Raw genomic sequence first — 23,741 nt, forward strand, 5'->3', positions numbered from 1 at the left:
CCTAACGGCGGGGGCGGAAATTTTGGGAGAACGGCAGGCTTATAGAGCCTGTCCCAATTTGGGAGTGAGACAATGGCAGGCATAAAATCATTAACACTGGCAGTGGCGATGGCCGCCTTTGCCTTTACCGGCTTTGCACAGGCAGAGGACAAAGGTCTTGTGGGTGTAGCAATGCCAACCAAGTCGTCGGCGCGCTGGATTGCGGACGGCGACAACATGGTAAAGGTGCTTCAGGAGCGCGGTTATCAGACCGACCTTCAATATGCTGAAGACGATGTGCCGAACCAGCTTGCACAGATTGAAAACATGGTCACCAAAGGTGCCAAGGTTCTCGTGGTTGCATCCATCGACGGCACCACGCTTTCCGATGTTCTGGCAAAAGCCAATGAAGAAGGCATCAAGGTCATCGCGTATGACCGCCTGATCCGCGACACGCCAAACGTGTCCTATTATGCGACTTTCGACAATTTCCAGGTCGGTGTGCTTCAGGCGCAGTCCATTGAGACCGCTCTTGATCTCAAGAACAAGGAAGGCCCGTTCAATATCGAGCTTTTCGGTGGTTCGCCTGACGATAACAATGCCTACTTCTTCTACAACGGCGCTATGTCCGTTCTGCAGCCATATATCGACAGCGGCAAGGTCGTCGTTGCCAGTGGCCAGACGGGCATGGACAAGGTAGCAACCCTGCGTTGGGATGGTGCGACGGCTCAGGCACGTATGGATTCAATCCTTTCGGCCTTCTATTCCGACAAGAAGCTAGACGCTGTGCTTTCGCCTTACGACGGCATTTCCATCGGTATCCTGTCTTCGCTGAAGGGCGTTGGCTATGGCAGCGGCGACATGCCGATGCCTGCGGTTTCCGGTCAGGATGCTGAAGTACCTTCGGTCAAGTCGATCCTTGCTGGCGAGCAGAATTCTACAATCTTCAAGGACACCCGCGAACTCGCCAAAGTCACCGTCGATATGGTTGATGCGCTGATGACCGGAAAAGAGCCAGAAGTGAACGACACCAAGACCTATGACAATGGCGTCAAGGTTGTGCCGTCCTATCTGCTCAAGCCGGTTATTGTCGACAAGTCGAACTGGAAGCAGGTTCTGGTCGATAGCGGTTATTACAAAGAAGACCAGATCCAGTAAATTTGTGCCCGGACGCGTGCTGAAAAGCGCATCCCGAAAAGTGTGAAACGGTTTTCGGACAAAGATGCGCGTGAAAACAAATGTTTAGAACGCGTCCGGAATGCCTGCTCATTGCCATCATCCCCGCCGCCCAGTTTTCGAACTGGGTTAGGCTAACAGATTGACAGCGTTGTCTTTTTGAGAGCTGAGGGCTCGCAGAATGATGGCATGGCAGGCCACAGCTTAATTCCTTCAACTTGAGTAAGTTAAGGTAAAATTATGCTGTAAATATAGAATGTTAGAGCGACATTTGTGCGCCCCAGAGGGCACGCGGCGCTCTAGTAATGGGAGCGAGCGATGAACGTAGCCAATCCTGTCCCGCTTGAGCAGAACAGCGGTCAGCCGGATATTGCCGGTAAACCCCTGCTTGAGATGCGCGGTATCAGCAAATCCTTCGGTGTCGTGAAGGCGTTGAGCGATGTCAATTTTACCGTGATGCCGGGAGAAATTCACGCATTTGTCGGCGAAAATGGCGCGGGCAAATCAACGCTGATGAAAGTGCTGTCGGGTGTTTATCCCTCTGGCAGCTATGGAGGTTCGATCTTCTTCGACGGAGAAGAGCGCCACTTCCGCGATATCAACGATTCCGAAGCGCTCGGCATTGTCATCATCCATCAGGAGCTGGCGTTGGTGCCGCTCATGACGATTGCCGAGAATATTTTTCTCGTCAATCCGCCTGCAAGCTATGGTGTTATTGACCGCAGCGAGGTGCATAGCCGCACAAAGGCGCTTTTGAAGAAGGTTGGCCTGACGGAATCGCCGGATACTCTGGTGACGGATATTGGTGTCGGCAAACAGCAGCTTGTTGAAATTGCCAAGGCGCTTTCCAAGCGTGTGCGCCTTCTGATCCTTGATGAGCCGACGGCAAGCCTCAACGAAACTGATAGTGCGGCCTTGCTGGCATTGCTGCGCGAGTTTCGCGCGCAGGGCATCACTTCGATCCTGATTTCGCACAAGCTCAATGAAATTCGTGAAGTAGCTGACAAGATCACGGTGCTGCGCGATGGTCGCGCTGTAGCAACGCTTGATTGCAATGCGGGCGAGGTCGAGGAAGACGATATCATCCGCAAGATGGTCGATCGTGATCTGGAAAGCCGCTATCCCAAGCGCGACCCGAAGATTGGCGATGTGATTTTCGAGGTGGATGACTGGTCCGTTTATCATCCGCTGCATCCGGAGCGCCACTCCGTCAAGAACGTTTCGTTTAAGGTGCGAGCCGGTGAGATCGTCGGTATTGCAGGCCTGATGGGCGCTGGTCGTACCGAGTTTGCCATGAGCCTCTTCGGGCGTTCATGGGGTACGAATATTTCCGGTGAAGCTCGTATGAATGGCACTCCGGTTGATATTTCCACGGTCGCCCGCGCCATCAAATCGGGGCTCGCCTATGTGACTGAGGACCGCAAAAAGCTGGGCCTTGTTCTCGGCGAAAATATCTCGCGCAACATATCGCTTGCACATTTGCGCGGCGTCAGCCCCAAGGGTGTGATCGACAGTATTCGCGAAATGAAGGTCGCGAACAGCTATCGCGATCAGATGAGCATCCGCTGCCACAACGTCTATCAGGAAACGGGCACGCTTTCAGGCGGCAACCAGCAGAAGGTGGTGCTGTCGAAATGGCTGTTCACGGGGCCGGATGTGCTGATCCTCGATGAACCGACGCGCGGCATCGATGTCGGTGCCAAATATGACATTTACACAATCATCAATTCACTGGCCGACAGCGGCAAGGGCGTGGTCGTCATTTCTTCGGAAATGCCCGAGCTCATCGGAATGTGCGATCGCATCGTCGTTATGCATGAAGGCGCTTTCGTTGGCGAAGTGGCTGGCGAGGGCGCGACGCAGGAAAACATCATGCGCGCCATCATGCGGAATAAGGGAAAACAACAATGAGCGACAATGTCATCCAGAGCGGCCAGAAAGCGCCAAGCGGTGTGGGGCGTTATCTCAAAAACAATCTGCGCGAATCGGGAATGTTGCTTTCGCTCATCGCGATCATGATCTTTTTCCAGATCGTGACCGGCGGCGTGCTGATGAAGCCGCTGAACCTCACCAATCTCGTACTGCAGAACAGTTATATCGTCATTATGGCGCTCGGAATGCTGCTGGTCATTGTGACCGGGCACATCGATTTGTCTGTCGGATCGGTCTGCGGTTTCATCGGCGCACTGGCAGCTGTCATGATGGTGAAATGGGGTATTCCGTTTCCTGTTGCAGCCATTCTGTGCTTGATTGCCGGGGGGGTTATCGGTGCGATGCAGGGTTTCTGGGTCGCCTATTTCAACATTCCGTCCTTCATCGTAACGCTCGCGGGGATGCTGGTTTTCAAGGGGCTGATGCTTGCTGTTCTTGGTGGGCAGTCGGTCGGGCCATTCCCGCAGGTTTTCCAGAAGCTTTCGTCCGGCTTCATTCCGGAGTTTATTGGCACAACATCAGGCGGTATCTATCTCACATCGCTGATACTTGGTGTGGCAATTGCGGGTTTCATCGTCTGGCAGAACACAAGATCGCGCGCGCGCCATATCGCGCATGAGGTGGAGACAGAACCGTTTGGCCTGTTTGTGGCCAAGAATATTCTGTTCTTCGCTGGTATTGCCTATCTCGCGCTGCTGATTTCATCGCATCGCGGTATGCCTAACGTATTGATTATCATGGCCGTTTTGATCGCTGCCTATGCGTTCCTAACCAATCGCACAGTAATCGGTCGTCAGATTTATGCTGTTGGTGGCAATCGTCATGCGGCGAAGCTTTCGGGCGTCAAGACCGAGCGGCTGACCTTCCTCGTCTTCGTGAATATGGGCGTGCTGGCAGCGCTTGCCGGTCTGGTTTTCGCGGCTCGTCTCAACACGGCAACACCAAAAGCTGGCCTTGGTTTTGAGCTTGATGTGATTGCCGCCTGCTTCATCGGTGGTGCATCGGCTTATGGTGGTGTGGGGCGTGTGACGGGTGCGGTGATCGGCGCGCTCATCATGGGCGTGATGAACAACGGCATGTCGATCCTCGGGATCGGGATTGATTATCAGCAGGTCATTAAGGGCATCGTTCTGCTGGGTGCTGTCTGCATCGATGTCTACAACCAGCGCCGCTAAACGGGGTTTGGCCATGGAATGGCCATATTCCTGACGCGAGTTTAACACGATTTAACGTGTTTCAGAGGCCGTTTTTGCGGAAAAAAGCTCACTATCGGCGCGTTATCGCGCTGGTGCTTCGCCTTTTGGGAGAGGGAGGCAGAAGCCATTCGGGCCGGAACATTGTTCCGGCCCGATTTGTATTTTTAGCTCAGTTTGTATTTTTTAGATCGCCGTACGGCGCGCGTGGTCGAGATAAATCTCGCGTAGCTTCAGCGCAACCGGACCGGGCTTGCCGCCGCCGATAGGCTTGTCGTCGATAAACGAAATCGGCGTTACAAAAGTACCCGCGCTGGTCATGAAAGCTTCTTTCGCAGCATAGGCTTCATCAATCGTGAAAAGACGCTCTTCAAGCTTCATGCCGGTTTCAGCAATCAGTTGCAACAGCGACAGGCGCGTGCAGCCCGGCAGGACCGCGTTGCTGTTTGGGCGGGTGACGATGACATCATCCTGCGTGACAATATAGCCGGTCGAAGATGCGCCTTCCGTGACATAGCCGTCCTCTAACATCCAGGCTTCATCGCAACCGGAACCCTTGGCGATTTCCTTGGCGAGAGCCTGCGGCAAAAGGCAAACGGTCTTGATGTCGCGGCGTTTCCAGCGCAGGTCTTCAAGGGAGAGTACCCGTGCGCCGGTTTTCAATACAGGTTTCTCGATCAGTGATACCGACTGCGTGAAAAGCACCACAGAAGGCTTCATGTCCTTTTTAGGAACGAAATCACGGTCGCGACCGTTGCCGCGCGTCACCTGAAGATAGACCAGACCTTCGGTCAGATTGTTGCGGCGGATCAGTTCGCGCTCGATCTCGACAATCTCATCTTCGCTCATCGGCATCGGAATGCCGATTTCACCTGTCGAACGACGCAGGCGCTTCATATGCGGATTGCTATCGACCAGCTTGCCGTCAAGGACTGCGGTTACTTCGTAAATTCCGTCACCAAAGAGAAAACCACGATCAAAGATCGAGATTTTGGCATCGCGCGCGGCGACATATTCGCCATTCACGTAAACGATGCGTTCTTCAAGTTCTGCTGAAACGGCCATGTTGGAACGGTCCTGAAAATAGCGCATCCCGAAAAGTGTGAAGCGATTTTCGGAATAGATGCGCGCAAACGCTAAAAAGAAAAAGGCTGCGAAGAACATCGCAGCCTTTTCTTATGCCTTCAACGCGTGAAGCGAAACATCTATTTTCAGGCGGCCTGCTTGGCGGCTGTGATTGCTTCGCTGCGGATTTCTTCGGTGAGCTTCAGACGTAGTTCTGAAAATTCCGGGCTAGCCTTCACATGGTAGGAGCGCGGATGCTCGATATCGACCGGGGTGATCGATTTGATCTTGCCGGGACGAGCCGTCATCGTGACCACGCGGGTCGCCATGAAGATGGCTTCTTCAATATCGTGGGTGACGAAGACGACTGTCTTCTGCTCACGCTCCCAGATACCGAGCAGCAGTTCCTGCATCAGCCCGCGGGTCTGGTTGTCGAGCGCGCCGAAAGGCTCGTCGAGCAGCAGAATCTTCGGATCGTTGGCAAGCGCACGGGCAATTGCCGTGCGCTGCTGCATCCCGCCTGAAAGCTGCTTCGGCCAATGGTTTTCAAACCCGCGCAGGCCAACCTTGTCGATATAATTATCGACAATTTCGCGCGCCTGTTTTTCCGGCATACCTTTTTCGCGCAGGCCGAAACCAACATTCTGCCGAATGGTGAGCCATGGAAACAGTGTATAGGACTGGAACACCATGCCGCGATCGGCACCCGGCCCTTTGACGGGCTGACCTTCCAGTGTCACCGTGCCGGTGCTTGGCTTGTCGAGACCGGCAATGATGCGCAGAAGCGTGGACTTGCCACAGCCCGAAGGGCCGAGAATGGTGACAAAATCATTCTTGGGAATGATCAGGTCTGTTGGCTGCAATGCCAAAGTAGGTCCGCCGCCATGAACACCTGGGAATGTGCGGCTCACACCTTTGATAACAAGTTCCTGCTGGGATGCCGTAACCATTATGCGAACCTCCAGGCAAAGAGCCAGCGGTTGAAATATTTGAAGGCCAGATCGGAAATCAGGCCAATAACGCCGATCACAATGATACCGAAAATGATCTGTCCGGTGGCCATAAGCGCCTGCGAATTGATAATCATGTAGCCGATGCCCGATGATGCGCCGATCAGTTCTGCAACGATCACGTAAGTCCAGGCCCAGCCAAGCACGAGACGCAGCGTTTCTGCGATATCGGGTGCGCTTGCAGGCATCAATACGCGACGAATAACGCCACGGTCTTTAGCGCCAAGCGTATAGGCTGCTTCAACCAGATCGCGGCGCGTGTTGGAAACAATGACAGCGATCATCAGAATGAGCTGGAAGACTGCGCCGATGAAGATGACGAGCAGCTTCTGCGTTTCGCCAATGCCCGACCACAGAATGAGAAGCGGTACGAAAGCCGATGCAGGCAAATAGCGTGCGAAGGAGACGAACGGTTCGAGCAGCGCTTCAATGGGTTTATATGCACCCATGGCTATGCCTAGCGGAATGGCAACGATGCTTGCCATGATGAAGCCACCCAGCACGCGCCAGACAGTCATACCGATATCCGAAAGGAAGCCCTGATTGGCGATGAGATCCCATCCGTCTTGAACCATGGTGATCGGATCGGCGAGGAAGGTGGGGGAAACGAAGCCTCCGAGCGTGGCGACGCCCCAGAAAGCAAAGAAAAGCACGAAGAACAGAATTCCCAGAAGAATTCGGGCTCCGTTTCCAATCGGTTGCATAGGCTGCATAGACATATCCGTTTAGTGAGACGGTCGCTCCTCAGAATGGAGCGGAAATGAAACAGACCCGGAGCGAACTCCGAGCCTGCTTTCTCGATGTGATTACTTGATGAAGCTTGTATCGACAATATCGTCGAGGTTCGGCTTGTTCTTGATCACGCCAGCGTCAAGCAGGAGCTTGGTGGCTTCTTCCGAAAACTCCTTGAACTCGCCTTCAAAGAACTTCTGGTTAGCGGCCTTGTCCTGCCAGCGCAGATAAGCTGCGGATTTACCGAATTCTTCGCCCGACTGCTTCACGTCCTTGCCCATGATTTCGTAGGACTTAGCCTGATCGGCTGCGATCATTTCAAGCGCTTCGAAATAGCTGTTGGCGAGTGCCTTTGCGGCTTCCGGGTTCTTTTCAAGGAAATCCGGGGTGCAGCCAACGGTGTCCATGACAGCCGGATATTCGAGTGTTGTGGCAAGAATTTTGCCTTTGTCGGGTGCTGCACGTACCGTCGACAGATATGGTTCGTAGGTCAGGGCAGCGTCGTTCTGCCCTGCAACGAAAGCCTGTGCAGCCGGTCCCGGCTCCATGTTGACGATCTTCACGTCCTTGGTGGTCATGCCATTCTTGGCCAGCATGAAGGCAAGGAAGAAGTACGGTGAAGTGCCGGGAGCCGACGCCGCAACCGTTTTGCCTTTGAGATCAGCAAAGGAATTGACATCACCACGCACGGCGATGCCGTCAGCGCCATAGGATTTGTCCATCTGGAAAATCTGCTTGGACTTCACGCCTGCCGAGTTCCAGATGATCCATGTTTCAACAGTGGTTGCAGCGCACTGAATATCGCCGGAAGCCAGAGCCAGATGGCGGCTTGCCTGTGGGATCTTGTTCAGCGTGACGTTGAGGCCGTTCTTCTTGAAGATGCCTGCTTCCTTGGCGAGCGTCAGCGGACCAAAGCCGGTCCAGCCGGAAAAACCAATCGAAACATTTGTTTCTGCCTGTGCGGCAGAAGCGAAGGTGAGCGCTGCAACCGCAGCGCCAGCCAACCAGGATGTTTTCATATGCGAGTACCCCTTTTATAGTGTTTTAAGCATATACATATCGGTTGCGGACAAATTAGCAGGGCGGAGATTTCTGTCCAGAGAGGCGCGTAAAGAATCCTTTGGCCGCCAAACTGTTCAAATTTCCCGTAGATTGTTGATTATACTTCTATAATCGAAATCCGATAGACGATCCCCTTACCAATAAGTTCTAGAGAAAACTGAGCCTCTCCCGACATGACCAAGCAATCATGCAGGCTCAGATGCGCGATTCTGCTGTCTGTTTTTAGATCGAAATTGCCTTCTGCACAGAAAATAAGCATGGTGCCGCGATTGGATGCAACAATTCTCGAATCATCAATGACGATGCGTTCGACGTGATGCGTGAAGCGTCCGCGTCGCGTCATGACGTTGAGATCGGTGATTGTTCCGTCGATGAGGCGGGCACCAGAGCTGGCATCGGCGGCAAAAGCGAAGGGCGCTGTCTCGCGGGTGAGGGTGGTTTCCACACCTTCAACATCGAGAACAATGCCGTTGCCTTCCAGCACCGACAATGTGCGATCAATGCCAGAGAAAACCGAAAACGGGCCGTCATTGGCAACGGTTGCTGTGGAAATGCGCCAGTCGAAATTATCGACTGACGCATTTTCAGGACTGATCGCAATTTCAACCGTTACACCGCCGCCGTTTTTCCACGGCATGTGTTTGTGGTCGGTGCTGCGTAAGATGTGCATGGATTAATTACCCAGGATGGCCGGCAGACGCAGACCCTGCTGCTTTGCCCAATCGAGCGCTTCTTCATAGCCCGCATCGGCATGACGCATGACGCCGGTTGCAGGATCGTTCCACAATACGCGTCCGATGCGCTGGTCGGCATCTTCGGAGCCGTCACAGCAGATGACCATGCCCGAATGCTGAGAGAAGCCCATGCCGACGCCACCGCCATGATGGAGCGATACCCATGTCGCGCCCGATGCCGTGTTGAGCAGTGCATTGAGCAGCGGCCAGTCGGATACGGCGTCCGAGCCGTCTTTCATGGATTCGGTTTCGCGGTTTGGCGAAGCAACCGAGCCTGAATCGAGGTGATCGCGGCCAATGACGATAGGTGCTTTCAGTTCGCCGTTGCGGACCATTTCGTTGAAGGCGAGGCCGAGGCGGTGACGATCACCGAGACCAACCCAGCAGATGCGCGCTGGCAGGCCCTGAAACGCGATGCGTTCCTTCGCCATGTCGAGCCAGTTGTGCAGATGCTTGTTGTCTGGCAGCAGTTCCTTCACCTTGGCATCGGTCTTTGCAATATCTTCCGGATCGCCGGAAAGGGCTGCCCAGCGGAAAGGTCCAATGCCGCGGCAGAACAGCGGGCGGATATAGGCAGGTACGAAGCCCGGGAAGGCGAAGGCGTCTTCCAGACCTTCTTCGAGCGCCATCTGGCGGATATTGTTGCCGTAATCGACCGTTGGAATGCCTGCATTCCAGAAGTCGAGCATGGCCTGAACCTGCACCTTCATCGAAGCGCGGGCGGCTTTTGCGACGCCCTTCGGATCGCTCTCCTGCTTGGCGCGCCATTCAGCAACGCTCCAGCCGATTGGCAGATAGCCATGCACCGGATCATGCGCCGAGGTCTGGTCTGTGACGATGTCTGGGCGCACGCCGCGCTTGACGAGTTCCGGGAAAACATCAGCGGCATTGCCGATCAGTGCAATAGACTTGGCTTCGCCTGCTTTGGTCCATTCGTCGATCTTGGCGAGGGCTTCATCGAGGCTGTGGGTCTTTTCATCGACATAGCGGGTGCGCAGGCGGAAATCAGCGCGAGTTTCGTCGCACTCGACCGCGAGGCAGCAAGCGCCAGCCATAACGGCTGCGAGCGGCTGAGCGCCGCCCATACCGCCTAAGCCGCCGGTCAGAATCCACTTGCCCTTGAGGTTGCCGTCATAATGCTGGCGACCGGCTTCCACGAAGGTTTCATAGGTGCCCTGAACAATGCCCTGTGCGCCGATGTAAATCCACGAACCGGCGGTCATCTGGCCATACATGGCGAGACCCTTCTTATCCAGTTCGTTGAAGTGATCCCAAGTCGCCCAATGCGGCACGAGGTTGGAATTGGCGATCAGAACGCGCGGCGCATCCTTGTGGGTGCGGAACACGCCGACCGGCTTGCCCGACTGCACAAGCAGGGTTTCGTCGTCGTTGAGCGTCTTCAGCGTTGCAACGATACGGTCGAAATCGTCCCATGTGCGGGCAGCGCGACCAATGCCGCCATAGACAACCAGCTCATGCGGGCGTTCCGCAACATCGGGGTCGAGATTGTTCATAAGCATACGCAGCGGCGCTTCGGTGAGCCAGCTCTTGGCATTGAGTTCGGTGCCGCGTGGAGCACGAACGTCGCGTTCATTATGACGTGGGTTGGACATGGTGTTCTCCTCGAAATTATAGTTGGACGGCTATTGTTTGCAGCCGTTGCAAAAGGGCTTTGAGATGAATACGCAGCGGCTCGGCCTTGGCGGTATCATAGGCGAAGGGCACTGCTTCCGTTGCGAGATGGGTTGATTGCGCCAGTTCCATCTGGATGGCATGGACACCGGTTTCGGGTTTGCCGTAATGGCGCGTCGTCCAGCCGCCCTTGAAGCGGCCATTGAGAATGGACGTGTAGCCGCTGGCACCTGCGGTCACTTCCACGGCTGCCGCTTCGATTTTCGGGTCGCAGGTTTTGCCTAAATCCGTGCCGATGTTGAAATCAGGCAGTTTGCCTTCAAACAGAAACGGAATATGCGAGCGGATCGAGTGGCAATCATAAAGGATCGCCACGCCATGGATCGCCTTCACGCGTTCAATCTCGGCAGCAAGCGCATCGTGATAAGGCTTGTGAAAGCGACTGATACGGTCAGCAATATCTGCTTCGTTAGGCGCTTCTCTGTCTTTCCAGATTGCAAGGCCGTCGAAATCTGTCGTCGGGATCAGTGTCGTGGTGTTTTGACCCGGATAGAGGCTGACGCCTGCCGGATCGCGATTGGCATCGATGCAATAGCGATGAAAGGTGGCGCGGACGGTCGTGACATTGTCCAGCAGCCCGTCATAGAGCTGATGGATATGCCAGTCGGTGTCGGCGAGAATGCGGCCATTGTCATTGAGCCGTGCCCAGATGTCTTCCGGCACATCTGTTCCGGTGTGGGGCAGGCCGAGAATGACGGGTGATGAACCCTGATGGAGTTCAAAGGCGCTCATATCAGGCCTCCAGTGCAGGCAGGATGTTTGCGCTGATGCTGCCGGTAAAAGAGCCATCGGCGATGATGGCGCTTGCGGCGGCGAGATCGTTTGCCATGTAGCGATCAACGTCGAGCGTAGGCACATGCGCGCGCAGAACGGCGATGGCGTTTTTCAGTTCTGGACTAGTTTCCAGCGGGCCGCGCAGTTCAGCGCCGAGCGCGCCGGTCAGTGCTTCAATGCCAATAATGGCGTTGAGGTTTTCAGTCATCTGCAGCAGGCGGCGCGCCCCATGGCAGGCCATGGAAACATGGTCTTCCTGATTGGCGGAGGTTGGTGTGGAATCAACCGATGCCGGATGCGCCATCTGCTTGTTTTCGCTCATCAGTGCTGCGGAGGTTACCTCCGCAATCATCAGGCCGGAATTGAGGCCCGGCTTTTTGGCAAGGAAGGCGGGCAGACCAAAGGACAGCGCTGGATCGACCAGAAGTGCAATACGGCGCTGGGCAATTGCGCCAATTTCACAGACGGCAAGCGCGATCTGGTCGGCTGCGAAAGCAACAGGTTCGGCATGGAAATTACCACCTGAGACAACACTGTTATCGGAGAGAACCAGCGGGTTATCAGTAACGGCATTGGCTTCGATTTCCAGCGTGCGAGCGGCCTGACGCAGAATATCGAGACAGGCACCGTCAACTTGTGGCTGGCAGCGGATGCAATAAGGGTCCTGCACGCGTTGGTCTCCTTCAAGATGGCTCTCGCGAATGACCGAACCGGAAAGGAGATTGCGCAGTGCTGCGGCCGTATCGATCTGGCCCTGATGTCCGCGCAGGGTGTGAATATCCGGATGGAACGGGGCAGTTGAACCCATCGCCGCATCGGTCGAAAGCGCGCCGGTGATGAGGGCTGCCTGCAATGCACGATGTGCGCGGAACAGGCCGGCCAAAGCCAGTGCAGTCGAGGTTTGTGTGCCGTTGATGAGGGCGAGACCTTCCTTCGCAGCCAGAACGACGGGCTTGAGGCCTGCTTTCTTCAGTGCCTCAGCAGATGGCAGGCGTTCGCCCTGATAGAAGGCTTCACCTTCGCCGATCATGGCCGCTGCCATATGAGCGAGCGGTGCGAGATCGCCAGAAGCACCAACCGAACCCTTGGCCGGGATCATTGGTATCACGCCTTTTTCAAGCATGGCCTCGATGAGGGTGATGAGTTCGAGCCGCACGCCCGATGCACCACGGCCAAGCGAAATGAGTTTCAGCGCCATGATGAGGCGCACGATGTCTTCGCTCAGCGGTTCACCCACGCCACAGCAATGCGACAGGATCAGATTGCGCTGAAGTGTTGCCACGTCTTCGGGAGCAATACGGATAGAGGCAAGCTTACCAAAGCCAGTATTGATGCCATAAACCGGCGCATCGCCCGCGGTGATTTGGGCGATGCGTGCCGCTGCCTTTTCAACGCCCTTATGAAAGGACGGATCAATGCGGGCGGCGAGATTGCCGCGATAGATTTGTTCAAGTATGCCAAGCGAAACGCTGCCGGGACGAAGAACGAGGGACATGGAAAGCTCCATAAGAGCGCATCCCGAAAAGTGTGAAGCGGTTTTCGGACAAGATGCGCGTTGAAATAAACTCTGATTAAATTTGGCCTTTGAAAACCCGCTTCCAGAGCGGGTTGAAGCCAATGCGGTAAACAAGCTCTGCCGGACGCTCGACGTTCCAGATGGCGAGATCCGCATCCTTGCCGACTTCAAGCGTGCCGGTTTTGTCGAGCACACCAAGCGCACGCGCTGCTTCTCGCGTAACGCCTGCAATGCATTCATCGACAGTCATGCGGAACAGGGTTGCGCCCATGTTCATGGTGAGCAGAAGCGAGGTGAGCGGCGAAGTGCCGGGATTGTTGTCGGTTGCAAGCGCCATCTTTGTGCCAGCCGCGCGGAAAAGATCGACGGGGGGCTTTTGGGTTTCACGAATGAAATAATAAGCGCCGGGAAGCAGAACTGCGACAGTTCCGGCCTTTGCCATGGCAGCTGCACCTTCCGCATCGGTATATTCGAGATGATCGGCGGAAAGCGCATCATATGAAGCGGCAAGAGCTGCGCCATGCAGATTGGAAAGCTGGTCTGCGTGGAGTTTGACCTGAAGGCCGTGCGCCTTTGCAGCATCGAAAACGCGGGCGATTTCATCCGGCAGGAAGGCGATGCCTTCGCAGAACCCGTCCACCGCATCGGCGAGATTTTCGCTCGCAATAGCTGGCAGCATTTCGTTGACGATCTTGTCGATGAAAGCCGTTTTATCACCATTCATTTCCGGCGGCAGAGCGTGCGCGCCCAGAAAGGTGGTGCGAATAGCGACATCGCGTTCATGCCCAAGACGGCGAGCCGCACGCAATGACTTTGCTTCGCTGTCCGTATCGAGACCATAACCCGATTTGACTTCAACCGTCGTCACGCCTTCAGCAATCAGCGCATCGAGGCGGGGCAGGGTTTCACGGACCAGATCATCTTCGTTGGCCGCACGCAGGTTTTTAACAGAGGAAACAATGCCGCCGCCCGCGCGCGCAACTTCTTCGTAAGTGGCACCATTCAGGCGCAGCTCAAATTCATGCGCGCGATTGCCTGTGTGGATCAGATGCGTGTGACAGTCGATCAAGCCGGGCGTGATCAGGCGGTTTTCGCAGTCAATCTTCTCAAGTGAGGCATATTCAGCGGGAAGATCAATTTCTGCGCCGACATAAGCGATTTTGCCATCTTTGACGGCAATTGCTGCAGCTTCGATCAAACCAAGTCCATCTGCCTTTTCCGATAGAGTGGCGATGCGTGCCTGCGTTAAAACGAAGTTCGATTTCTGTGTCATGAGCGTTTTCTCGCTTCCCCTAGTTTTCAATAATGTATATACATATTAACGGAACCGCCAAGAGAAAAAATGCATCCAATTGCTATCTGTTGAAAAATGGGTGGGTAAATTGGGCGGAATGAGGAGCTTCGCCGAATGTCAGCCGCAGTCCCCAAAACACAATTTATCCACGCTGGTCAGGCACTTTTGCATACGGGCTGGGCAGAGGATGTGCGGCTTGGCTTAGTTCAGGGAAAAATTGCTTCTGTCGAGATTGGCGTTGAAGCCAAAACGGGAGACGAGCGCTATGAGGTGGTCGTAGCGGGGATGCCAAACCTTCACAGCCACGCGTTTCAATATGGCATGGCTGGCCTTGCTGAACGGCGCGGCCCATCGGCTGACAGTTTCTGGAGCTGGCGCGAGATCATGTATAAGTTCGCGCTGACCATGACGCCGGAACAGGCGGAAGCAGTCGCATTGCGGCTCTATGTCGATATGCTGGAAGCCGGGTTTACCCGCGTTGGTGAGTTTCATTATCTGCATCATGATCGCGACGGCACGCCTTACAGCAATATCTCGGAAATGGCGGATCGCATTGTCTCGGCAGCGCAAACTGCTGGCATCGGTCTGACCTTGTTGCCGGTGCTTTATGCGCATTCAAGTTTTGGCGGTGCCGATCCCAATGAGGGGCAGCGCCGTTTCATCAACGATCAGCAGAGTTTTGCGCGGCTGATCGAGGGCTGCGAGAGGGCTCTTTCTGGCTTCGACGGTGCTGTGCTTGGCGTGGCGCCCCACAGCCTGCGTGCGGTCACCCCGGATGAGCTGACATTTGCAGCGAAGCTTTTGCCCGACGCGCCGGTGCATATTCACATTGCCGAGCAGGTAAAGGAAGTTGAGGACTGCATTGCGTGGTCTGGGCAGCGACCTGTCGAATGGCTGCTTGACCATCAGGAATTGTCGTCGCGCTGGTGCCTCATTCACGCAACGCACATGACCGATGCGGAAACCGTGCGCATGGCCGAGGCTGGTGCGATTGCGGGTCTTTGTCCGGTGACGGAGGCCAATCTCGGCGACGGCACTTTCAATGCTGCAGCGTTTGCTGCCGCGAGCGGCAAGTTTGGCATCGGGTCGGATTCGAACGTGCTGATCGGCATTGGCGATGAGTTGCGGCAGTATGAATATTCGCAGCGTTTGCTGCATCGCGCGCGCAATGTTCTGGCGAAAAATGAAGGCTCAACCGGACGAGCCTTGTTTGATGGTGCATTGGCAGGCGGCAATGTTGCCATGGGTCGCGAAGGCGATGGCTTGAAACAGGGTGCTTCGGCAGATTTTGTATCGCTTGATGTTGAGCGTTTGCCCCATGCGAAAGGGGATGCGGTTCTCGATGGCTGGATTTTTGCCGGTCGTGCGCGTGCCTCTGATGTGTGGGTGCGCGGCGTGAAACAGGTGGAGCGTGGACATCACCGCTTGCGCGATGCGGCAGAGCGTGCTTTCCAGAGAGCAATCGGCGAATTGCTGAACTAATTAAAGGGAACAAAGTGCAGGATATTTCATCCAGACAAAGCGAAGCTACGATATCGCTGCATCAGCGTATTCTGGATGATATTGAAACGCGCATTATTTCTGGCGAATGGCAGCCCGGTCATCGCATCCCGTTTGAGCACGAGCTGACCGAGTATTATAATTGCTCGCGCATGACCGTGAACAAGGCGCTGACGCAGCTGGCAAAAGCCGGTCTGATTGAGCGAAAGCGCCGTTCGGGCAGCTTTGTTTCCTTCCCGCAGTCGCAAGCCGCGATTCTTGAAATCCATGATATTCGCGACGAGGTTGCAGCGCTTGGCGTGCCTTATCGTTTTGAGCTGCTGAAACGAAACGAGCGGTTGAGTGGCCCCGCCGATGCACGCCATATCGACATGCCGCGACACACGCCGCTGATCGAACTTGTCTGCCGTCATTATGCAGGGAAGCGGGTCTTTGCGCTGGAAGAACGCTTCATCAGTCTCGATGCTGTGCCAAGTGCAGCCAGTACTAATTTTGCGGAGCAGTCACCCGGTCCATGGCTTGTTTCCTGCGTGCCGTGGAGCAATGCGCAGCATTCCATCCGCGCGGTTGTCTCAACCGAGGAAAACGCTGCGACGCTTGGCGTGCCTGCCGGTTCGCCCTGTCTTGTCGTCGAGCGCCAGACATGGAATGCCGATCAACCGGTGACGCATGTGCGCTTCACCTATCCCGGTGATAGTCATGCGCTTGTGGCGAAGTTTACGCCTTCTCAGAGTTAGTTTGAGTAATGTAATGTAACGTTATTACGCTTTTGGTGGCTTCGCACTTAGTGGCCGCTAAAATGATAATGTGCAGAATCCCTTGGACCACTTTCCGCAGAATGTGATTCATAGAGCAGTTCTGGTTACGTACAAGGCCGCAAATTCTCTATCTAGTTGTTTTTGCAAGCAATATTGTGAAATTGCTTCGCAGTTTTGTTAGAAATGCTCATGAAAAAAGCCGCCGCAGAGGAAAGCGGCGGCCAAGTTGCGGCTCGATCTGGGTGGTGATCAGGCCGCGCGTTTAAGCGCATCTCCGATCATGGAAACGATGGTGTCGATCTGTTCCTTTTCCACGATGAGCGGTGGCGAAAGCGCGATCACATCGCCGGTCACACGGATCAGAAGACCCTTCTTGAAGCAATCGACAAAGACATCGTAAGCGCGTGCGCCGATGGCGCCTTCGCGTGACGACAGTTCGATTGCGCCAACGAGGCCCAAGTTGCGGATGTCGATGACATTTGGCGCGCCCTTCAGCGAATGAAGTGCGTTCTGCCAATGCTCGGCCAGTTCTGCGCCGCGGGTCAGAAGACCTTCTTCGGCGTAGATTTCAAGCGTGGCAAGACCGGCAGCACAGGCAACCGGATGGCCGGAATAGGTGTAGCCGTGGAAGAGCTCGATGGCGTTTTCCGGGCCAGTCATCAGCGCATCATGCACTGTGCGGCTGGCGAAAACTGCACCCATCGGAATGGCGCCGTTGGTGAGGCCTTTGGCGGTGGTGACGAGATCAGGAACAACGCCGAAATAATCAACGGCAAATGGTGTGCCGAGGCGTCCGAAGCCGGTGATGACTTCGTCATAGATCACCAGAATGCCGTGCTTGTCAGCGGTCGCGCGAATGCGTTCGAGATAGCCCTTTGGCGGAAGCACAACACCGGCAGAGCCGGACATTGGCTCAACGATGACGGCGGCAATCTTTTCTGCGCCGTGCAGCTGAACCAGACGTTCCAGATCGTCGGCAAGTTCAATGCCGTGTTCTGGCAAGCCCTTGGAGAATGCATTGCGGCCAATATCGAGCGTATGGCGCATGTGATCGGCAGGAATCTGCGGGAAGACGCGGCGGTTGTTGACGAGGCCACCGACAGAAATGCCGCCGAAGCCAACGCCGTGATAACCTTTTTCACGGCCGATGATGAGGGTACGGGTGCCCTGACCAATGGCGCGCTGATAGGCGATGGCGATCTTCAGTGCGGTATCGACCGATTCCGAGCCGGAATTGGTGAAGAACACGCGATCAAGCTTGGCGTCCGGGCCGCCGGGCGCAATGGCTGCGAGCTTTTCGGCAAAGTCGAAAGCGACGTTGTGGCCCATCTGGAAGGTCGGCGCAAAGTCCATGGTCGAGATCTGGCGTTCAACGGCCTGAGTGATCTGCTTGCGGCCATGACCGGCATTGCAGCACCAAAGGCCAGCCGTGCCATCCAGAACCTGATGGCCGTCGACATCGGTGTAATACATGCCCGAAGCGCTTGCGAGCAGGCGTGGGGCGGCCTTGAACTGGCGGTTCGCCGTGAACGGCATCCAGAAGTTATCAAGACTTGGCGCGTTGGTGTTGTTAAGCATTAAGACCTCCTATTTTCAGAACAGGAGGCCATGCATTATCGAAGGCAACAAGTCCTTTTCTCTATAAATTTAACTTATTGAAACTACGTGCTTTGAAATAAAATTTTGTGATATATCGAACATCATAAACAATAAGGGGAACCGTCGATGAGCATCGATATCGGAGGCAGGCTACGCTATGTGCGAATGCGGCAGAATCTGTCTCAGCGAGAACTTGCAAAACGTGCTGGCGTGACCAATTCCACCATATCGCTGATCGAGGCCAATCAGTCCAATCCGTCGGTTGGTGCATTAAAGCGCATTCTGGATGGAATTCCTATCGGAATGGCCGAGTTTTTTGCACTTGAGCCGGATGCGCCGCACAAGGTCTTCTATCAGGCGGATGAACTGGTGGAGATCGGCAAGGGGCCAATTTCCTATCGGCAGGTGGGGGATCATCTGTTTTCGCGCTCGTTGCAAATCCTCAAAGAGCGCTACGAGCCGGGATCGGATACCGGCAAAGTTCTGCTCATGCATGAAGGTGAAGAGGGGGGCATCGTCATTTCCGGTCGCATCGAAGTGACGGTCGGCAGCGAGCGCCGAATCTTGGGGCCGGGCGATGCCTATTACTTCTCAAGCAAGCTGCCGCATCGGTTCAAATGCGTGGGGCCGGTGGCCTGCGAGGTGGTAAGCGCCTGCACACCACCAAGTTTCTAATCCGTTGCCCAAAGTGCCTATAGCGGCACGACCCATGAGCGCTTTATCTGCTGCATCGGGATCTCGGATTTTATATTCCGAACGCCTTTTATCTTGCCGATATATTCCATCTGGAATTTCCTGAAACCTTCCAGATCAGGCGTAATGACGCGCAGCAGAAAATCGCAATCACCCGCCATCAAATGGCATTCGACAATCTGCGGCAGCTTTTCAATCGCCTTCACAAAGCTTGTGACAGTCTCTTCATCTTGGCCTGTCAGCCATATGCGCACATAAACGGTGAAGCCCATTCCGAGCTTCGCAGCATCGACCAGAGCGACATAGCGTTCGATGAAGCCAGCATCTTCCAGCTGCTTCACCCGGCGAAGGCACGGGGAAGGGGAAAGGCCAACACGCTCGGCAAGTTCGGTGTTGTTAATCTTACCTTCCTGTTGGAGTACCCGGAGGATGGCACGATCAATTGCATCAATTGATGTTGGCATTATAATGCGCCTAATGACATATTGTTGATATTTACAGCCAATATTTTGTGTATTAAGAGCGTAAAAGCAACAATAATCTGCACGAATTGACGTATTTTCCCGGTTCGGAATGAGCGCATTGTTGCTCTTCAAAAAGGAAATAGTCGATGCGTAGTATGGATTTTGTCGAGGGGCAAAGCGGCGTCTCCCGGCGATCTGAAGGCCTGCGCGGCCTGCGGGAAGCCATTCCCGTCTGTCTGAGTTTTGTTCCGTTCGCACTGCTCTTGGGCGCACAGGCCACACAAAAGGGTCTGAGTCCGGTTGAAGTGCCGATGATGACAGGTCTTAATTTTGGTGGCGGTTCGGAATTTGCTGCCATTGGTCTTTGGACCTCGCCGCCGCATATCCTGCTGATTGTCGCGATCACATTTCTGGTCAATAGTCGGCATTTCCTGATGGGTGCAGCGCTTGCGCCGCTTATCAAGCATCTGCCGAAGCGCAAGGCTTTTCTGACGCTGTTCTTCATGTGTGACGAGAGCTGGGCCATGGGACTTGCTGATGCGCGCAAGTCGGGCAACCGTTTCAGCATTCGCTATTATTTTGGCGCCGCACTCGGCCTTTACGCAACCTGGATTTTCTTCACGACTGTCGGCGCGCTGGTTGGTCCGGTTCTTGGTGACGTGAAGCGCTTCGGTTTCGATATGGCGTTTCCAGCGGTCTTTATCGTTATTCTTGCCAGCATGTGGAAGGGGCCGGTTGCCGCTCTGCCATGGCTCGTGAGCCTTATTGTTGCGGGCATAACCTATCTGAGCATTCCTGGCGCCTGGTATGTGCCCGCGGGTGTCGCTGCTGGCCTGATCGTGGCCTGGAAGCAGGCAAAGCCAGAATGATGATCGATCCTATCCACGCTCTGACCATATTGCTGATGGCGTCGGTCACTTACATGACCCGCATCGGCGGCTACATTTTCCTTCGAAATCGCACTTTGAGCCCGCGAGCGCAGATGCTGCTGGAAAGCGCGCCCGGCTGCGTGCTGATCAGCGTTATTGCGCCAGAGTTTTTCACCGGTAATCCAGCCGATATGATTGCACTTGCGCTGACAATTGCCGCCGCAACACGGTTTCCGATGCTCGTTACGGTCGTTGTGGCAATTGCATCGGCCGGATTGCTGCGCCATATGATTGGCTGAGTGAACAGCTCAATTATATCGCGCAATGCTAAGGTCGTCGGCGCGTATATCCGGTGTGTTGCCGGATATGAGGTCAGCAAGCAGCTTGCCTGAGCCTGGTCCCATGGTCCAGCCAAGTGTGCCATGGCCCGCATTGATGAACACGTTGTCGTAGCGTGTTGCACCGATGATCGGCGTTGAATCCGGGGTCATCGGACGCAGTCCAGACCAGAAGGTTGCAGCCTTGAGATCGCCACCAGGGAACAGGTCGCTCACCGACAGATCGAGCGTTGCGCGACGTGCAGCGGGCAGGTCTTTGGTAAAGCCGGAGACTTCGGCCATGCCACCCACACGGATGCGGTCGCCAAGGCGGGTGATGGCAATCTTGTAGCTTTCATCAAGCACGGTCGAGACCGGAGCCAGTTCTTCATTGATGATCGGAGCCGTGATCGAATAGCCTTTGACCGGATAGATCGGAGCGTTCAGGCCAAGCGACTTGACCAGAGCGGGCGTGTAGCTGCCAAGTGCCACGACATAGCGATCAGCCGTCAGAACACCTTCTGAAGTCTCAACGCCGGAAACCTTGCCGCCAGAGATCAGCAGCGATTTGATGTCGACGCCGAAGCGGAATTTGACGCCAAGGCCTTCGGCGATTTTGGCCAGTTCATTGGTGAATTTGAAGCAATCGCCGGTTTCGTCATGGGGCAGGCGCAGACCACCGACGAACTTGTCTCTGGCGCGGGCCAGAGCAGGCTCAACCCGCACGCAATCTTCGCGGTCGAGCACTTCAAACGGCACGCCATCCTGACGCAGAACTTCAATATCCTTGCCGATGCCGTCGAGCTGATACTGCTCGCGGAACAGCTGCAAAGTGCCCTGTGTGCGCTGGTCATATTGAATGCCTGTTTCCTCGCGCAGTGCGACAAGGCAATCGCGGCTATATTCGGCCACACGAACCATGCGGGTTTTATTGATCTTGTAGCGACTCTCGGTGCAGTTCGCGAGCATCTGCAACAGCCAGCTATATTGCTTTGGATCTGTGGTCAGGCGGAGAACCAGCGGTGCATGTTTCTGGAAAAGCCACTTGGCGGCTTTCATAGGAACGCCGGGTGCTGCCCATGGCGATGCATAGCCCGGCGAAACCTGCCCGGCATTGGCGAAGCTGGTTTCCAGTGCAGGACCTTCCTCGCGGTCAACGACAGTGACTTCATGGCCAAGCTTGGCCAGATAGTAGGCGCTGGTGACGCCGATGACGCCGCTGCCGAGAATGGTGATCTGCATGTTCGCCTCTTATTATTATGCGTGTGTGCCAGTTTCGCTATCGACGTAAACGCGGGTATAGCGGTGGCCTAACGAAGTCAGGATTTCATAAGGAATGGTGTCACAATCCCGCGCTACATCTTCGAGCCGCTGATGTGGTCCGACGAGTTCGACCAGACTGCCGAGCTTGAGCGTGTCTTCTGGAAGTGCTGTTACATCGAGCGTGATCGAATCCATCGAAACACGACCAACAATCGGCAGGCGCGTGTCGCCATAGAAAGCCGAGCCTTTGTTGCTCAAAGCGCGGAACCAACCATCGGCATAACCGACCGCAATGGTTGCAATCCGCATAGGCTTGCTTGCTACGAAAGTGCCGCCATAACCGACTGCCGCACCCTTATCGATGTCACGCACCTGGATAACACGCGCTGATAGCTCAAGGACCGGCTTCATAGGGTTCTCGCCCCTTTCAGGACCGACGCCATAGAGGGCTACGCCGGGACGGGCGAGATTGTAGTGATAGGTGTTGTCAAGGAAACAGCCGCCGGAATTTGAAAAGGCCACAGGCAGATTTGGCAAACGTGCGAGAGCTGTATTCATGGCCGCAAGCTGGCGGGCATTTGCCGGGTTTTCCGGTTCATCGCCGCTTGCAAGATGGCTGATGACGAATTTTACATCGATATGGTCAAGCAGATGCTGGTCATCGACCAGTTGATCAAGTTCTTTGGCCGACAGACCAAGGCGCGACATGCCGGTATCGATTTGCAGCAGAGCGGGCAGTTTTTCGTCGAGGCTTGCGGCAAGTGCCGACCAGTTTTCAATCTGCTCCAGTGAGTTGAGAACAGGCAGGATGTTCTCACGTGCGCAGGCAGCTTCCGTGCCGGGCTGAAGGCCGTTCAACACATAAAGCGTGGCATCAGGATTGAGAAAAGGGCGGAGCGTAATTGCTTCGCCAAGATGGGCGACGAAGAAATCGCGGCAGCCTGCGTCATAGAAAGCTGGCGCTACGCGGTCGGCGCCCAAGCCATAAGCGTCAGCTTTGACAACAGCAGCTGCGCGGGTTGGCGCGATGCGCTTTGCAATCGTCGAGTAATTGTGACGCAGGGCTGCCAAGTCGATGGTGAGAACACCGCCTGCGGCGAGGTCTCGTTCCGTTTGAGAAAAATGCATCGACATATCGGTCATTTCCAGTGCGCTCGGTTTGTTAGTGGGATGCCTGGAATTTAATCCGCTTCCTCCCAAAAGCACATTGTTTAGGTGTCGGGCTTTTGCGGCTGACTGGTCGCTATTCCTTGCCCCCAAAGCAATAGTAACCATGATAGTCGAAGACTATTCGAATGTTTTTGCATTTTGTCGTAGATTATGCGAATTTTTGCATGATTTACGCACTTATTAGCTCATTGTTCGAAGAATATTCATGGCGACACTGGACAGCATAGACCGGAATATCATCCGTTCTTTAAGACGCGATGGCCGTATGACAAACAGCCAGCTTGCCAGCGAAGTTGGCCTTTCGCAGTCGGCCTGTCTCAGGCGCGTGCAGATACTTGAGGAAAGCGGTGTTATTCGCGGTTATACCGCAATTGTCGGTTCTTCTGGGGGCGATGAGCGGCTGGTTGCAATCGTTCGCATCACGTTGGATCGCCAAACGGAAGAATATCTCAATCGTTTTGAAGAAGCTGTGCGCCGCCATCCGGAAGTGCAGGAATGCTACCTGATGACCGGGGATGCTGATTACATCCTGCGGGTCGAAGCAGAAAACGCGGCCTCCTATGAAATCATTCACAAGGAAATTCTATCACGTCTGCCCGGCGTTGCGCGCATTCATTCAAGCTTTGCAATCCGCACGGTGCTTCTCTCAAAAGCACCGACTGCACGAGCATAAAAAAGCCCGGCAAAATGCCGGGCTTTTCGATAGTGATTAAAGCATGTCGCACTCAAATGCATTCATTTAACGTTCGCGAACATGCGACAGTTAAAAGAATCTAGAGCGAGCGCCATGCGCTCTCTTGGGAACACAAAGGCCGCTCTAATTATCTGTTTTAGAGCGTCGGGCGCTAATCATGCAACACATTGAGCTGCTTTGAAGAAGTTTCGGCACTCTTGTGGCGAAAACAGATCGCAGACGGAGCCGAGGGCTCTCCACAGCTCGTCATAGGTG

At 55.0% G+C, this 23,741-nt stretch carries 22 protein-coding genes; 9 read left to right on the forward strand and 13 right to left on the reverse strand.

Annotated features, from left to right (window positions below):
* The first annotated feature begins 72 nt into the window (after positions 1–72).
* The 3 genes from chvE to mmsB all read left to right on the forward strand — a co-directional run bounded on the left by chvE (position 73) and on the right by mmsB (position 4,262).
* The gene (gene chvE, locus OIV19_RS11400; protein ID WP_095447192.1) at positions 73–1,137 is read left to right on the forward strand and encodes a multiple monosaccharide ABC transporter substrate-binding protein; all 1,065 of its coding nucleotides are present in this window, start codon (positions 73–75) and stop codon (positions 1,135–1,137) included.
* Positions 1,138–1,473: 336 nt separating this feature from the next.
* A complete protein-coding gene (gene mmsA, locus OIV19_RS11405) occupies positions 1,474–3,066 on the forward strand; it encodes a multiple monosaccharide ABC transporter ATP-binding protein (RefSeq protein ID WP_264231695.1) in 1,593 nt (530 codons plus the stop codon).
* Positions 3,063–4,262 (forward strand): multiple monosaccharide ABC transporter permease, encoded by a 1,200-nt coding sequence (gene mmsB / locus OIV19_RS11410; RefSeq protein WP_264231696.1) that lies wholly within the window; start codon positions 3,063–3,065, stop codon positions 4,260–4,262. Before mmsA ends, mmsB begins: the two co-directional genes overlap by 4 nt.
* Before the next feature lie 204 nt (positions 4,263–4,466).
* Here the strand turns inward: mmsB and OIV19_RS11415 are convergent, their stop codons facing one another.
* From OIV19_RS11415 to hutI, 9 genes are all read right to left on the reverse strand, one after another.
* A complete protein-coding gene (locus OIV19_RS11415; protein WP_264231697.1) occupies positions 4,467–5,345 on the reverse strand; it encodes a D-amino-acid transaminase in 879 nt (292 codons plus the stop codon).
* Between the two features lie 146 nt (positions 5,346–5,491).
* Positions 5,492–6,295, reverse strand: coding sequence for an ABC transporter ATP-binding protein (locus OIV19_RS11420; RefSeq protein ID WP_095447188.1), 804 nt, complete (start codon positions 6,293–6,295; stop codon positions 5,492–5,494).
* Entirely contained in the window at positions 6,295–7,068 is a 774-nt protein-coding gene (locus OIV19_RS11425; protein WP_095447187.1) for an ABC transporter permease, read from the reverse strand. The genes OIV19_RS11420 and OIV19_RS11425 overlap by 1 nt, the downstream gene beginning before the upstream one ends.
* Positions 7,069–7,161: 93 nt before the next feature.
* Positions 7,162–8,106 carry an ABC transporter substrate-binding protein gene (locus tag OIV19_RS11430; RefSeq protein ID WP_095447186.1) on the reverse strand — a complete coding sequence of 315 codons (945 nt, stop codon included), beginning with the start codon at positions 8,104–8,106 and terminating at the stop codon, positions 7,162–7,164.
* A 140-nt stretch (positions 8,107–8,246) separates the two neighbouring features.
* Positions 8,247–8,819, reverse strand: coding sequence for a HutD family protein (locus OIV19_RS11435; RefSeq protein ID WP_264231698.1), 573 nt, complete (start codon positions 8,817–8,819; stop codon positions 8,247–8,249).
* Positions 8,820–8,822: 3 nt separating this feature from the next.
* Positions 8,823–10,496, reverse strand: coding sequence for a urocanate hydratase (gene hutU / locus OIV19_RS11440; protein ID WP_113496290.1), 1,674 nt, complete (start codon positions 10,494–10,496; stop codon positions 8,823–8,825).
* Between the two features lie 16 nt (positions 10,497–10,512).
* On the reverse strand, positions 10,513–11,307 hold the full coding sequence (hutG, locus tag OIV19_RS11445; RefSeq protein ID WP_264231699.1) for an N-formylglutamate deformylase: 795 nt from the start codon (positions 11,305–11,307) through the stop codon (positions 10,513–10,515).
* Position 11,308: 1 nt separating this feature from the next.
* The gene (gene hutH / locus OIV19_RS11450) at positions 11,309–12,844 is read right to left on the reverse strand and encodes a histidine ammonia-lyase (RefSeq protein WP_264231700.1); all 1,536 of its coding nucleotides are present in this window, start codon (positions 12,842–12,844) and stop codon (positions 11,309–11,311) included.
* Between the two features lie 76 nt (positions 12,845–12,920).
* Positions 12,921–14,138 (reverse strand): imidazolonepropionase, encoded by a 1,218-nt coding sequence (gene hutI / locus OIV19_RS11455; RefSeq protein WP_264231701.1) that lies wholly within the window; start codon positions 14,136–14,138, stop codon positions 12,921–12,923.
* Positions 14,139–14,273: 135 nt separating this feature from the next.
* Here hutI and OIV19_RS11460 point away from each other — a divergent pair, with 135 nt between their 5' ends.
* Together OIV19_RS11460 and hutC are read left to right on the forward strand one after the other, a co-directional pair.
* The gene (locus tag OIV19_RS11460; protein WP_264231702.1) at positions 14,274–15,641 is read left to right on the forward strand and encodes a formimidoylglutamate deiminase; all 1,368 of its coding nucleotides are present in this window, start codon (positions 14,274–14,276) and stop codon (positions 15,639–15,641) included.
* Positions 15,642–15,655: 14 nt separating this feature from the next.
* Positions 15,656–16,396, forward strand: a complete 741-nt coding sequence (gene hutC / locus OIV19_RS11465) for a histidine utilization transcriptional repressor HutC (RefSeq protein WP_264231703.1) — start codon at positions 15,656–15,658, stop codon at positions 16,394–16,396.
* A 270-nt stretch (positions 16,397–16,666) separates the two neighbouring features.
* Here hutC and aptA read toward each other — a convergent pair whose 3' ends face one another.
* Positions 16,667–17,995: an omega-aminotransferase AptA gene (aptA, locus tag OIV19_RS11470; RefSeq protein WP_264231704.1), complete on the reverse strand. Its 1,329-nt coding sequence runs from the start codon at positions 17,993–17,995 to the stop codon at positions 16,667–16,669.
* Positions 17,996–18,142: 147 nt separating this feature from the next.
* Here aptA and OIV19_RS11475 point away from each other — a divergent pair, with 147 nt between their 5' ends.
* A complete protein-coding gene (locus OIV19_RS11475) occupies positions 18,143–18,691 on the forward strand; it encodes a cupin domain-containing protein (protein WP_140903681.1) in 549 nt (182 codons plus the stop codon).
* Between the two features lie 17 nt (positions 18,692–18,708).
* Here OIV19_RS11475 and OIV19_RS11480 read toward each other — a convergent pair whose 3' ends face one another.
* Positions 18,709–19,173 carry an Lrp/AsnC family transcriptional regulator gene (locus OIV19_RS11480; RefSeq protein WP_079212180.1) on the reverse strand — a complete coding sequence of 155 codons (465 nt, stop codon included), beginning with the start codon at positions 19,171–19,173 and terminating at the stop codon, positions 18,709–18,711.
* Between the two features lie 155 nt (positions 19,174–19,328).
* Between OIV19_RS11480 and OIV19_RS11485 the strand changes: the two genes are divergently transcribed.
* Positions 19,329–20,042: an AzlC family ABC transporter permease gene (locus tag OIV19_RS11485; protein WP_095447176.1), complete on the forward strand. Its 714-nt coding sequence runs from the start codon at positions 19,329–19,331 to the stop codon at positions 20,040–20,042.
* Positions 20,042–20,341 carry an AzlD family protein gene (locus OIV19_RS11490; protein WP_095447956.1) on the forward strand — a complete coding sequence of 100 codons (300 nt, stop codon included), beginning with the start codon at positions 20,042–20,044 and terminating at the stop codon, positions 20,339–20,341. The genes OIV19_RS11485 and OIV19_RS11490 overlap by 1 nt, the downstream gene beginning before the upstream one ends.
* Positions 20,342–20,350: 9 nt before the next feature.
* Here OIV19_RS11490 and OIV19_RS11495 read toward each other — a convergent pair whose 3' ends face one another.
* Both OIV19_RS11495 and alr read right to left on the reverse strand, forming a co-directional pair.
* Entirely contained in the window at positions 20,351–21,601 is a 1,251-nt protein-coding gene (locus OIV19_RS11495) for a D-amino acid dehydrogenase (RefSeq protein WP_151093587.1), read from the reverse strand.
* 15 nt (positions 21,602–21,616) lie between these two features.
* Entirely contained in the window at positions 21,617–22,765 is a 1,149-nt protein-coding gene (gene alr, locus OIV19_RS11500; protein ID WP_264231705.1) for an alanine racemase, read from the reverse strand.
* A gap of 232 nt (positions 22,766–22,997) precedes the next feature.
* On the opposite strand from alr, the gene OIV19_RS11505 reads away from it, so the two are divergent.
* The gene (locus OIV19_RS11505; protein ID WP_264231706.1) at positions 22,998–23,465 is read left to right on the forward strand and encodes an Lrp/AsnC family transcriptional regulator; all 468 of its coding nucleotides are present in this window, start codon (positions 22,998–23,000) and stop codon (positions 23,463–23,465) included.
* Positions 23,466–23,741: the final 276 nt, after the last annotated feature.

Origin of the sequence: Brucella sp. HL-2, assembly GCF_025846885.2 — a bacterium.
Classification (GTDB): domain Bacteria; phylum Pseudomonadota; class Alphaproteobacteria; order Rhizobiales; family Rhizobiaceae; genus Brucella; species Brucella quorumnocens.